General features: G+C 49.7%; 11 protein-coding genes. 7 read left to right on the top strand and 4 right to left on the bottom strand.

The window, feature by feature from the left end:
* Nucleotides 1–98: 98 nt before the first annotated feature.
* The 3 genes from V4U88_RS18055 to V4U88_RS18045 all read left to right on the top strand — a co-directional run bounded on the left by V4U88_RS18055 (nucleotide 99) and on the right by V4U88_RS18045 (nucleotide 4033).
* Entirely contained in the window at nucleotides 99–1550 is a 1452-nt protein-coding gene (locus V4U88_RS18055; RefSeq protein ID WP_334074628.1) for an NAD-dependent malic enzyme, read from the top strand.
* Complete coding sequence (gene aspA / locus V4U88_RS18050; protein WP_334074627.1) at nucleotides 1531–2958, top strand: aspartate ammonia-lyase; 1428 nt, start codon at nucleotides 1531–1533, stop codon at nucleotides 2956–2958. The genes V4U88_RS18055 and aspA overlap by 20 nt, the downstream gene beginning before the upstream one ends.
* 88 nt (nucleotides 2959–3046) lie before the next feature.
* Nucleotides 3047–4033 carry an SIS domain-containing protein gene (locus tag V4U88_RS18045; RefSeq protein WP_334074673.1) on the top strand — a complete coding sequence of 329 codons (987 nt, stop codon included), beginning with the start codon at nucleotides 3047–3049 and terminating at the stop codon, nucleotides 4031–4033.
* A 123-nt stretch (nucleotides 4034–4156) separates the two neighbouring features.
* Here V4U88_RS18045 and V4U88_RS18040 read toward each other — a convergent pair whose 3' ends face one another.
* From V4U88_RS18040 to V4U88_RS18030, 3 genes are all read right to left on the bottom strand, one after another.
* Nucleotides 4157–4801 carry a DUF1349 domain-containing protein gene (locus tag V4U88_RS18040; RefSeq protein ID WP_334074626.1) on the bottom strand — a complete coding sequence of 215 codons (645 nt, stop codon included), beginning with the start codon at nucleotides 4799–4801 and terminating at the stop codon, nucleotides 4157–4159.
* 1 nt (nucleotide 4802) lies between these two features.
* Nucleotides 4803–5012, bottom strand: a complete 210-nt coding sequence (locus tag V4U88_RS18035) for a hypothetical protein (RefSeq protein ID WP_334074625.1) — start codon at nucleotides 5010–5012, stop codon at nucleotides 4803–4805.
* Between the two features lie 103 nt (nucleotides 5013–5115).
* On the bottom strand, nucleotides 5116–5904 hold the full coding sequence (locus V4U88_RS18030; protein WP_334074624.1) for a serine/threonine protein kinase: 789 nt from the start codon (nucleotides 5902–5904) through the stop codon (nucleotides 5116–5118).
* A gap of 272 nt (nucleotides 5905–6176) precedes the next feature.
* Between V4U88_RS18030 and V4U88_RS18025 the strand changes: the two genes are divergently transcribed.
* Complete coding sequence (locus V4U88_RS18025) at nucleotides 6177–8564, top strand: polyprenyl synthetase family protein (RefSeq protein WP_334074623.1); 2388 nt, start codon at nucleotides 6177–6179, stop codon at nucleotides 8562–8564.
* Nucleotides 8565–8636: 72 nt separating this feature from the next.
* On the opposite strand, the gene V4U88_RS18020 is transcribed toward V4U88_RS18025, so the two are convergent.
* Complete coding sequence (locus V4U88_RS18020; protein ID WP_334074622.1) at nucleotides 8637–9062, bottom strand: VOC family protein; 426 nt, start codon at nucleotides 9060–9062, stop codon at nucleotides 8637–8639.
* Nucleotides 9063–9237: 175 nt separating this feature from the next.
* Between V4U88_RS18020 and V4U88_RS18015 the strand changes: the two genes are divergently transcribed.
* The 3 genes from V4U88_RS18015 to V4U88_RS18005 all read left to right on the top strand — a co-directional run bounded on the left by V4U88_RS18015 (nucleotide 9238) and on the right by V4U88_RS18005 (nucleotide 11635).
* Nucleotides 9238–9654 (top strand): Rrf2 family transcriptional regulator, encoded by a 417-nt coding sequence (locus V4U88_RS18015; RefSeq protein ID WP_334074621.1) that lies wholly within the window; start codon nucleotides 9238–9240, stop codon nucleotides 9652–9654.
* A gap of 96 nt (nucleotides 9655–9750) precedes the next feature.
* Nucleotides 9751–10614, top strand: coding sequence for an SDR family oxidoreductase (locus tag V4U88_RS18010; protein WP_334074620.1), 864 nt, complete (start codon nucleotides 9751–9753; stop codon nucleotides 10612–10614).
* A gap of 283 nt (nucleotides 10615–10897) precedes the next feature.
* Nucleotides 10898–11635 (top strand): VOC family protein, encoded by a 738-nt coding sequence (locus V4U88_RS18005; RefSeq protein WP_334074619.1) that lies wholly within the window; start codon nucleotides 10898–10900, stop codon nucleotides 11633–11635.
* The last annotated feature ends 305 nt before the right edge of the window (nucleotides 11636–11940 follow it).

Below are 11940 nucleotides of genomic sequence, written 5' to 3'. Positions count from 1 at the left end.
GCTGCGGAAATTTTCGCTGCATCTGTACAATCAAGCCCAAGAAGCTGAACAATTCAACCTTATAATAATAGCAGGTCTCTGGGATAGGAGAGAGGCGAATGGGATATGAAAATCTGAGGCTGCGATTGGAACTGCTGCACGCAAAAGCCGGCTTCGGCGATGTGGCGGAGATCGTCAACCGACTCGGCGGTGATATCGTGTCCGTGGAGACGATTCGCTCGGATATCGGTTCCTCCATCCGCGACGTTGACATTCAATTGGAACGGGATGGTTACGAAGGGATCTTGAAAGAACTGGAATCGTTGAATGGGATCCGGATCATTGAGGTTTCCGATCGTGTTTTTCTTGCCCATCTGGGCGGAAAAATTTCCATTCAGCCTACCATGCAGATCAAGACCAATATGGATTTATCCCGGGTTTACACACCAGGCGTAGCCAGAGTATGTGCCGCGATAGCTCAAGATCCCCAAAGGGCGTATTCCCTTACGCTGAAGAGGAATACGGTGGCGGTCGTGACCGACGGCACCGCGGTGCTGGGATTGGGTGATATCGGGCCTAGTGCCGCGGCTCCCGTGATGGAGGGAAAGTCCATGCTTTTCAAACAGCTTGCGGACGTGGATGCTTTTCCGATTTGTCTGGATACGAAGGATACGGAGGAGATTATCCGCACGGTCAAGGCGATAAGCCCTATTTTTGGTGGTATCAACCTGGAGGATATCAGTTCGCCGCGCTGTTTTGAGATTGAGCGCAGACTTCAGGAAGAGCTGGACATCCCGGTTTTTCACGATGATCAACATGGCACGGCCATTGTGGTTATCGGCGGGTTAATGAATGCCCTGAAGGTGATCGGAAAGCGGATGGAAGAGGTTAAGATCGTCGTGAACGGCGTCGGTGCCGCCGGCGTATCCATCTGCAAAATGCTGATTTCCGCCGGTGTCAAGCACTTGATCCCCGTGGACCGGAGCGGAGCAATCGTCCGCGGCGGCAGCTATGAGCATCCGATGTGGAGCTGGCTGGCGGAGCAGCCGCAGGTGGGAGATCGGGCGGGTCAGCTATCGGACGTGATAGAAGGGGCGGATGTATTTATAGGAGTTTCCCGGGCCGGTGTGTTGTCGGCTTCACATATCCAAGCTATGGCGGAGAATCCGATCGTCTTCGCCATGGCGAATCCCGAGCCGGAAATTTCCCCGGAAGAAGCGATGCCGCATGTGCGGATTTTTGCAACCGGACGCAGCGACTATCCGAATCAAATCAACAATGTGCTGGTCTTTCCCGGCGTTTTTCGCGGTGCGCTGGATTGTGGAGCGGGCCTGATCAACGAGGCCATGAAACTGGAGGCGGCCAAAGCGATTGCGGATGTCATAAGCGAATCCGAGCTGAATGAACAGTACATCGTGCCGAGCATTTTCAACGAGAGGGTCGTCGTTAAGGTCAGGGAAGCCGTGATCCGGGCTGCGCTCAAAACGGGCGTGGCCAAAAGAGTCCCTTCCGATTTTAGCGCATCGCTGCCAGAGGAAGGAGAGATGGTTCATGCTGCCGGAATCACATAGAATCGAGATGGATTTTTTGGGAGAGAGACAGGTGCCCCTTGATGCCTATTATGGAATTCAGACGATGCGTTCCGTGGAAAATTTCCCAATCACTGGTTACCGGATTCATGAACGTTTGATCTGTGCCCTGGCCATGGTGAAAGAAGCAGCCGCGAAGGCAAATCGAGAAACGGGGAGGCTGGAGCCCGAAATAGGCACGGCCATCGAGCAGGCTGCCGAGGAGATCCGGGCAGGCCGCTTCCATGACCAGTTTGTGGTCGATCCGATTCAAGGGGGAGCGGGAACTTCGATAAACATGAATGCCAATGAGGTACTGGCCAATCGGGCGATTGAGCTTCTCGGCGGAGTCAAAGGAGATTATACCCGGGTAAGTCCCAATACGCATGTCAATATGTCGCAATCTACCAATGACTGTTTTCCGACGGCTTCGCAAATCGCGGTACTTGGTTTAATGGAGGATCTATTAAGCGAGATGGAATCCATGTATGCGGTGTTTCATGCAAAGGCCGAGGAATTTGATTCCGTGATCAAAATGGGGCGGACTCACCTTCAAGATGCGGTACCGATCCGATTAGGCCAAGAGTTTGGGGCTTACGCCAGAGTGTTTTTCCGGGATATCGGGCGAATTAAACGCGCTAGGGAGCATTTGCTGACGATTAACATGGGGGCGACTGCGGTAGGTACGGGTCTCAACGCGGATCCGAGGTATATCGAGCGGGTAGTCGAAGCGCTGGGCAAGATTAGCGGTTTGCCGCTCCGCCTTACGGAGCACATGCCTGATGCGACTCAAAATACGGACAGATTCACGGAATTGTCCGCCGCGCTAAAAATCTGCATGCTGAACATGTCTAAAATCTGCAATGACTTGCGTCTCATGGCTTCGGGACCAAGCTCGGGTTTTGGCGAGATACATTTGCCGCCCCGTCAGCCGGGCTCCTCGATCATGCCCGGGAAAATAAACCCCGTGATGTGCGAGGTCATCAACCAGGTGGCATTTCAGGTCTTTGGTAACGATCTTACGATCTGCCTGGCCTCCGAAGCCGGCCAGTTGGAGCTGAACGTGATGGAGCCGGTGCTTGTTTACAATTTGCTGCAATCGCTGGAGATTATGAAAAACGCCTTTGGCGCATTTAAAACCCACTGCCTTGAGGGAATAACGGCCAACGAGGAACGCTGCAGCGGCTATGTGAATTCAAGCACCGGCCTGATTACCGCGCTGAATCCATATATCGGCTATGAGACATCGTCCCGAATTGTCAAGGAAGCGCTAAGAACGGGGAAAACGGTTCGCGAGCTGTTGCTCGCTCATCATTTGATCGATCAAAAACAGCTGGAAACTATCCTGGATCCCTATCGAATGACAAGTCCAGGGATAGCTGGGGAGAGAAAAAACGGAATAAGAAGTTGACATTTTGTGCGAAAAAATGTATATGTATATATAATACAACATATAACAACTTAACTATGGAGGCGAGATCATGAGCGTAGCAAATGTATTGACTACAGCGCAGGAGCAAGTGAATCAAATCATTGAGGCCTATAAAGAAAGAGAAATCCGCCGGGTATTTCTGGTGGCTTGCGGCGGATCCTCCGCCTTGATGTATCCGAGCAAATATTTCATTGACCGGGAATCGACCCAAATCACGGCGGAAGTTTACAACTCCAACGAATTTATTTACCGCAATCCCGCAACGCTGGGTTCCGATTCGCTGGTTATCCTTTGTTCCCACAAGGGAAAAACGCCGGAAACGACCGAAGCGGCCAAATTTGCCAAAGGAAAGGGAGCGCTCACCGTTTCGCTGATGTATGTCGAGACCGCTCCATTAGCCGAAGAGTCCGACTTTATTGTAAATTACAGCTGGGCGCCGCCGGGGGAATTGGATCCCCATCCGGAAATCGCCAACTATGCGGTATTGTATCGTTTGACGATGGGGCTGTTGGCTGTTAAGGAAGGAAACAAGAAATACGAGAAGCTGCTAAGCAGCTTGAACAACTTCGGTCAAGTGCTGAAGAAAGCGAAGGAGCAGTCTTTGGAGAACGCCAAAGCTTATGCCCAAGCCTTTAAAAACGAGTCCGTCATCTACACGATGGCAAGCGGAGTGAACTACGGAATAGCCTACTCCTTCGCGATCTGTATTCTGATGGAGATGCAGTGGAAACATTCCCATGCGATTCATGCCGGAGAATTCTTCCACGGACCGTTTGAAATTCTGGATAAGGACGTACCGTTTATTCTTCTGAAAGGGCTTGACGAAACCCGCCCGATGGAAGAAAGAGCGCATAAATTTCTTAAGGAGCATGGCAAGAAACTGTTGATTCTCGATGCCAAGGAATTCGACATGAGTGGAATCGATGAGGAATTGAAAGGATATCTTGCGCCGCTGCTGCTGAACTTTGTTCTTCGCGTTTACGCCGTCGAACTAGCGGCCGCAACCGGACACGCACTTGAAACGAGACGTTACATGTTCAAGGTTCCTTATTAATCCCGTACGCACATTGAAAATAGACAAGAAAAATACAAAAAATGGCTTCCGCTTGCGGAGGCCATTTTTTGTATCATCTTTCGACCTTTCGCCGAAGATTTGACTCAGTCCAGCTTGTTTTTATTAAAGGTACGCCTCATTCGGGTCGTCGCCCAGCTCTTCGAGGATCAAAAAGTCAAATCGGACCTCCAGTTCCTTGCCTTGGGGACTGCAGGCGTACAATCCGGCATAAACCGGGGCACCCGCAGGAAGATCCAAGTGAGCGACGCGGATTTGCGACCAATGCTCTCCATCCCAGGAATAATCGGCATAACTGTTTTGACCGATTTTGGAAATCCGGAAGAACATCTCGATTTCGCCGCCGGAGAGCGAAACGGATTGGGTCGACCAGTCCGAATATCCGCGGTTTGTCACCACCGCTCCGAGTTTTCCGGTCCCTTCCGATATGTACTCCACGGAGGTTTTGATCCATAGATCCTCCGAGAACCGGACCATTAACCCAGCCTGATCGTATCGCGATTTCGGCCGGGCGATGACTTTGGTCGTCATTCTGAAATTATTCTTAGTAGTCGCATATAAGAAATGACCGCTGTCCGCTTGAAAACCGTAGTGAGTCTTTTGCCAAAAGTCCGTGTTCTCCTCGGTATGCAATACAAGCTGGCTAAGTTCCGCATCAATAAACCAGCTTTGAGGCTCGCAATGCCAGGCGAGCCCCTCAGTTAATTGTTGTTTCCGGAAATGTTCGTCCAATAGTAAGGTATTTATCATATTAACTCGAACTGCCCCTTCTGGATTTGTAATAGCCGTGCCCCAGATTTCCGTGACGGTGATGATAGTCGGAGGAGGAGCCCCGGTGCCGGGAATACCCGTGGCTGCTGCTGTACTTTTTACCGTAGTGTTTCGCGGAGCTGCTGTTATGCCTTCGATGATGGCTATGAGAGGAGGAGTGCAAAAGCTTGTCGATCAATTTTCTTAGCATCTTCAACGTCCACCTTTCTTGTTCATAATAATATACTTTAACTTTATTCGGATATTATCACAGATGGAACGGCACCTTCAACTTTTGGTAGATCAGGGAATGTTCATCCAGGGGAGAACTTAAGTCTGCACAAATCTTCTTTAAGTAAAGAAAGGCTAGAATACGGCTGCCGAAGCTTCAGCAAGCGCTCCAGGATCGTTCGAAGTTCCTTGGAGAGGTCCAATTCTTCCCGCCAACTCCGGCCGCTCGTTCCTCCGGCTGCGGTATTGTCCGGTTCATAGGAGGAATAAAGCAAAAACAGCATAAAATGCCCGATGTCAACAAGATCGGCCTGGATTTCTGCGGCTTTGAATTGAGCGGGAGATTGGCGCTTTAAACGAAAACCCTTTCCGGGAGGGGGAACCCGGGGAGGGGGTTCTCCGATCCTTCGGGCCAGCCCAAAATCGATCAGATGCAGGCGGCCATCGTTCACGAGCACGTTCGGGATGCGGAGATCCAAGTGAACGATGCCTTTGCTGTGAATATGTTCCACCAGTTCAAGCAATTTTAGCGTATAACGGACGCAATCCTCTTCGGCCAGCCGCTGGCCTTGATCAAAAATCAAGTCTTCGAACGTATCGCCGCTCAAAAAAGACATGACCAAAAAGGTACCGTTCTTTGCTTTGAACAGGTCAAGGTATTCGGGAATTTGCGGGTGTCTAACGGTTCTCAGAATATCCGCTTCTCTTTCCAATAAACCCGTAGCCCCGAGGCCTTTGCTGGGCCTTGCCTGTTTTACGGCAACGAAGGATCCGCTGATCCGGTCTTTACATTTATATATTAAGCCATAGCTTCCTTCACCAATCAGCTCTTTAACGATATACCGCTCCGCCAGCTTAAGGTTTGCTTCCAAAGGATAATCCCGCCAGGCCATCACAAAAGAGTTTAAATATGAAAATAAGCGCAAGTCCGTTACTCACCTTCCGTTTCCGGGAGTATCACCCGGCGTCTTAAGTAAATTATAGCGTATAACCGCGGGAACCGGCGAATACCTAGACTTTAGTCCAGAAGAAAAAACAGTCCGGAGTCGGTTTTTCATAGGGGTTCGTGTATAATAATCTAGAATAACAACTTTAGATCCTAATCATTTAAATTTTCTATATACAAGCTGAGGGATAACATCGGATGAGCAAAGCGGGAACCCATCAAGCGGAGGCTTGGTACAGGCGGGCCGAGGATAAGGCCGCTCAATATTTTTCGAGACTGCGGGTACAAGTAGAAGAAAAGACCTTTATCCCTGCGCTAATCGAGGATTTTCAGAAGTGGAAAAGGAAGCATGTCCGGACCGGTTCGATGCTGTCCTTTTTTTCACGTGTAAAGAAGCAGCCGGATTCGACAGATTTTCATAGATATATCACTTGGCTGAACTATACCGGAAAACTGGACAGCTATCTGGAACGCAGCATTTCCTATATCTACTTGCGGGATTTGGGAAAAGATCTGAACTCCGATCGGACGAAAGTTAAGGTCAACCGTTTCATCGACGACATGAAGAAGCTGCTTATCGATCCTTCCGAAGCAAAAAAGGGGCGCCAACCGGAATTTATCAGTCTGGCGGCGTTCTACCGGTGGGCTCAAAAGGAAGGCGTAGAAAATGCGGCCATTTGGGTGATCAACAAAATCAAAGGCGTCTCTCCCCGAATCCCCAAAGAGATGAACGCTGAGGAAGCGGAGCGTAAATTGATTAAAATCATCGTTGGCGTCGTCATGCACGCCCTGGATGAAATGGACGAGGTGAAAATTCCTCCTGAAGAACGCTCCCGGAGATTGGATGAGGCCATCCGGCTCGGTTATTTTTACGGGCTAACCTATCCTTTTATCGATGATCTGCTGGATTCCGGGGCATTGCTGGACGAGGATAAAGAACGGTATTCCGCGATCCTGCGCACCACATTGTCCAGCGGTGTCGTGCCGGAACTCGGGGAGTGGACCGGCAATAACCCCGAATTGGTTCGTTTTGTTCATGCCGAGCTTGGGGAGGCTTATGAGTATATCAAAAATTATCAACGTCAGGAGACGCGGGATATTTTTTATGAACACTCTTACGTATTCTTTCATTCCCAGGACGTAGACAGGCTCAAGGATTTAACCGAACCGGGTTATAGCAATGAAGATCTGTATTTGCCCATCATCATCAAAGCCGCTTCCTCCCGGCTGATCGTCCGCTCCGTTCTTAGCGCCCCGAAGGATGAAGGCTTTGATCAGCGGGTGTTTTATTATGGATTGTACAATCAGTTGGCCGATGATTTTGCTGACATGTTCGACGATTTGCGGGACGGAGCGGTTACCCCTTACACCTATTATCTAACCTATCGCCATGAACGGCCCGATTTAATCAACCCGTTTGAATTATATTGGACCGTCATATCTCATCTGATACACCACGTTTATCAATCGGACCCGTTAACGTGCGAGGTCATTCTGGATCGGGCGATCAATGGCTTAAAACGATATCAAAAACGGGTCGGTCAGAAGAAATATAACGAAATCATGGAGATCTTCGCCGCCGGAATGCCGGAATTGAACCGTCTCGTTCAGTTCATGGTCCGAAAAGCGGAGGATGTGGACTTTTTTGATAAGTTGCTGCGTGATCAATTGCTCCTTACAATGAGAACCAGTAACAGGGAGAAGGAAGATTTCCACACTACGATTCAAACAGCGCGCAGGCAAATCAACGAATGGTTGAAGATCCCGAAACCTGAATCTTTGGCGGATGCCAACGGACTGCTGATCGATACGGCCAACTACAGTCTGGAGGGCAGCGGCAAGCGAATCCGGCCCGTACTCTCATGGGTCATGGGGGTAAAAGAATACGGTCTTGACGCTTCCGCCTTAACGCCTTTATTTAGAGCGCTGGAATATATGCACACGGCATCGTTGATATTTGACGATCTTCCCTCGCAAGACAATTCGACTACGCGGCGGGGGAGACCGACGCTTCATCAGGTACACAACAGTGCGATCGCTGAATTGACGGGGATTTACCTTATTCAGAAAGCGATAGAAGAGCAGGCATCTTTGGAGGGCTTTGATCATAAAACCGTACTCCGACTATTGCGGTATTTATCCCGGAAGGCCGGGGAAATCTGTATGGGCCAAGCGATGGATTTGAATTCGAAGGGAAAAGTACTGGCTTTGGAGGAATTAAACACGCTTTGTTTTTATAAAACGGGCATTGCTTTTGAAGTTTCGCTCGTCGCCCCCGCCATGCTTGCACAGGTAAAAGAACCTGAAATCGCATTGTTGAAAAAGGTAGCCTATCATGCGGGAATCTCCTTTCAAATCAAAGACGATTTGCTCGATGGAGAAGGAGATCTTGAATTGCTGGGCAAGCCCACCGGCAAAGATGTGGAAAACAATAACTCCACCTTTGTAACGATTCTGGGACGGGACGGGGCCAGCCAGGCGATGTGGGAGCATTACTGCCTTGCCATGGAAGCGGTGAAGGAACTTCCGCTGAAGACCGGTTTTTTAAAGCACTTGTTGAATTATATCATCGTTCGGGATAATTAGGCTCGACACGAAGAGACGCGAATGAATTTTAGAAAGCGGCCGGGCCGGGAGGCCCGGCTGCGCTTCTCCCGGTTAACGGCGCTGCGTGAAGAGATGGAAGGTAACTCCGAAGCGGTCTTTAACCATGCCGTAAGCCGGGCTGAAATGAACTTGCTGCAAAGGAAAGACGATCTTCCCGCCTTGCGTCAAGGCGTCGAAGAAGTGTCGGGTCGTCACGGCATCCGGTGTTGTAATGCATACTTGGACGGTTTCGTTGTGCTCTGCGGATTTGTCGGTTTCCAGGGAATCAGCCACAAAAAGGTCGGCATCCCCGATTTTTAACACGGAATGGGCTAAACGGTTTCTGAATTCGGCGGGAAGGGGATTTGCGGAGGCGTCCGGCGCTTCCCCATAAGTTTGCTTAAACAACGTCTTGGCTCCCAGAGCCGTTTCATAAAACCGGATGGCTTCCTCGGCTTGGCCGTTTAGCATAATGAAGGGGGTGACTTGAAAAGACACGATAAATCAGCTCCTCGAATAGTGGATATTAACCCGGCTCCTTTTTTCGGATCAGGTTTGTTATCAGTATATCTCCTAATAGTGACAGCTCCTGTCATAGTCCGATGAATATGCGAAAAAAATTGACATTCTCAATAGTGGTAACTATAATGGTTACAACAGGAGGGTGGTTTCCTTGAAACAACTTAGCACGCGTTTTTCTATAGCGGTGCATACCCTTTCCCTAATTGTCGTAAGTCCCGTGGACTGTACAGGAGATTTTATCGCCGGCAGCGTGAATACGAATCCTGTGGTCATCCGCAGAATTATGGGCATGTTAAAAAAGGCGGGGCTTGTGGATGTCCGTCCGGGAGTAGGAGGAGCGGCATTGCTAAGGGGACCGGATCAGATCACGCTCCTTGATATATATCGTGCCGTCAATGTGACGGAAGAGAACCGGCTTTTTCGAATTCATGAGAATTCCAATATTCAATGTCCAGTGGGCCGGAATATCGAGAAAGTGCTGCAAGAGGAGTTGACCGAGGCCCAAACCGCGATGGAGCAAAGGTTGGCACAAACGACGTTGGATCAATTGATCCATAAATTCAACTGAAAATAAGCCTCTTAATGAGGCCTTATTTTATAGATTTGTTGTAACTTACATAGTTATAACAAGAGATATTACAACAATTTATTGGAGGAATGAAATATGAAGATGTTAGTTACAGGCGCCACAGGAAAGCTGGGCAAGAAAGTGGTGGAACATCTGCTGAAGACCGTACCCGCCAATCAGTTGGCCGTTAGCGTCCGGAACCCGGAGAAGGCGGAGAACTTGCGGGCCTTGGGTGTGGACGTCCGTCAAGGCGATTTTGATCTTCCCGAAAGTCTGGATTCGGCTTTTGCGGGAGTGGACCGCATCCTGATCATTTCCGCGGACGGGGACAATGAAACCCGAATCCGTCAGCATGCGAACGCCGTTGAAGCCGCCGTCCGGGCGAAGGTGGGATTCATTGCCTACACCAGTTTGGCGAATGCTCAGGACAGCAAGCTCTTCCTTGCTCCTACACACAAAGAGACGGAGAAAGCCATAATGAAAACGGGGATTCCATACTCTTTTTTACGCAACAATTGGTATTTGGAGAATGAAATGTCGAGCATTCAAGGGGTTTTCGCGGGGGCGCCATGGGTGACTTCGGCGGGTCAAGGTAAAGTCGGATGGGCTTCGCAACAGGATTACGCGGAAGCCGCGGCAGCGGTATTGTCCGGAGAAGGCCATGAAAATACGATCTATGAGCTATCCGGCAAACTGCTCACGCAAGAAGAATTGGCATCGGTGATCGGCGAGGTGCTGGGAAAAGAAGTTCCCGTGCAACAAGTAGATGATGAGACGTATGCGGATATCATGAAACATGCCGGTGTTCCCGACTTCGTCATCCCAATGTTGGTCAGCATTCAACAGGGCATTCGGGAAGGAGATTTGGAGATCCGGAGCGACGATTTCGAGAAAGTGCTTCGCCGGCCGCTAACACCACTGAATGATGTCCTCGGCCAGCTGGTCCGCGAATTGTCCTGATCTGACGGGGTATTTATTGAGCCGCTGCGGCGGACACGGTTGTAAGATAAAGCTGCAAGAAAATCATTTCTTGCAGCTCTTTATTTTTGACAATAATGCCTATCCGGCAGGAAGTAAGAGGGAACCATGGAAGGATGCCCTTGCTTATGGTAGACTTAGATCAAATTTTTGGATTTTATCAGTGTAGAGAATGAAACCAAGGAGTTGAATTCAACTGAAAAACCATGAAAGCGTCATCTTTGAGTCCTCGTCGACTTCCCCTTTAGAGAACCGGATTGCCAGCGTGTTTGTTCATGTTACGGATTTACGGAAATCCGCGGAATGGTACAGCCGTTTGTTAGGCCTTCCGGTTGTGGAGGAGCGGCTTAACGGAGGACCCGTGTATTGGTTTGATTTTGAGGGAACTCACCTGATCCTCGATTCGAATACGGCAAACCGGCAGAATCCAAAGTGGGATGAAGGCATGAGGCCTAGGATGATGTTCAAAACCTCAAATTTGGAGGAAGCTTACCGTTATGTCCAGGAGAAGGGAGAGATCATCCTCGAGCCTGAATATCACGGGACGATGGCCTATTTCAATTTCCGCGACGCCGAAGGCAATGCGCAGATGGTTTGCTGGACCGCTTCTTCGGCCGAGGACATTGAGCTCATGGCGCAAAGCCCGATTTTGCCGAAAATAGGCGGGGTGTTTGTGGACGTGAAGCATATCCCGGAAACGGCACGCTGGTATTCCGATCTGCTGGGCGTCCCGTATGATGCTTCCGCGGCAGGCGGAGCGATATACTCGGTTCCCATGGCTGATGGCGCCGCACTTTTGCTTGATCGGAACCGCTTTATGGATGGCGGTGCAATCACGGAGCTTTTATATTTCGAAACGGAACACTTTGATGCGGCGCTGGAATATATCGCGCGTCAGGGGTTTCAACTGGCGGGGGAGCCCGACTATTTTCCCGATTTGAAGGAAGCGGCCCTGCTGGATCCCGACGGTCATCGCATTATAGTGGCTCAGATAATGAGCTAGGAGGAGAGGGGATCACCGTTTTTATATTTTTTGCTTGACAAAAAACGGGCTCTTGCTTTAATCTGATGAAAATTATGGAAGCTTCGCAGGAAAGGATGTGAACTAGGATGAAAACACGGATGTTTTTCGTTGAAATTCCAAACTTGGAACAGTGGTCCCTTTATGAGGAGAGCCGCTTATTTCTTCGTGCCCTGAATAGATCTTCATCCTCTTCACGCGGAGTGTTCGAAATATCCTCCTGTACTCGTACAGGGACTGCGTAGGCATTCAAAAATATGTCTATATGTTTTGGATATAAGGCCGCT

It is taken from the genome of Paenibacillus sp. A14 (assembly GCF_036864815.1).
In the GTDB taxonomy this organism is placed as follows: domain Bacteria; phylum Bacillota; class Bacilli; order Paenibacillales; family Paenibacillaceae; genus Fontibacillus; species Fontibacillus sanfengchensis.
This window is presented reverse-complemented; position numbering and strand designations above follow the sequence as displayed.

Excerpts from the sequence above, each read along its gene's own strand:
- aspA (WP_334074627.1), top strand. The coding sequence starts at position 1,531 with ATGCTGCCGGAATCACATAGAATCGAGATGGATTTTTTGGGAGAGAGA.
- V4U88_RS18010 (WP_334074620.1), top strand. The coding sequence starts at position 9,751 with ATGAAGATGTTAGTTACAGGCGCCACAGGAAAGCTGGGCAAGAAAGTG.
- V4U88_RS18040 (WP_334074626.1), bottom strand. The coding sequence starts at position 4,801 with ATGATAAATACCTTACTATTGGACGAACATTTCCGGAAACAACAATTA.
- V4U88_RS18025 (WP_334074623.1), top strand. The coding sequence starts at position 6,177 with ATGAGCAAAGCGGGAACCCATCAAGCGGAGGCTTGGTACAGGCGGGCC.
- V4U88_RS18035 (WP_334074625.1), bottom strand. The coding sequence starts at position 5,012 with ATGCTAAGAAAATTGATCGACAAGCTTTTGCACTCCTCCTCTCATAGC.
- V4U88_RS18055 (WP_334074628.1), top strand. The coding sequence starts at position 99 with ATGGGATATGAAAATCTGAGGCTGCGATTGGAACTGCTGCACGCAAAA.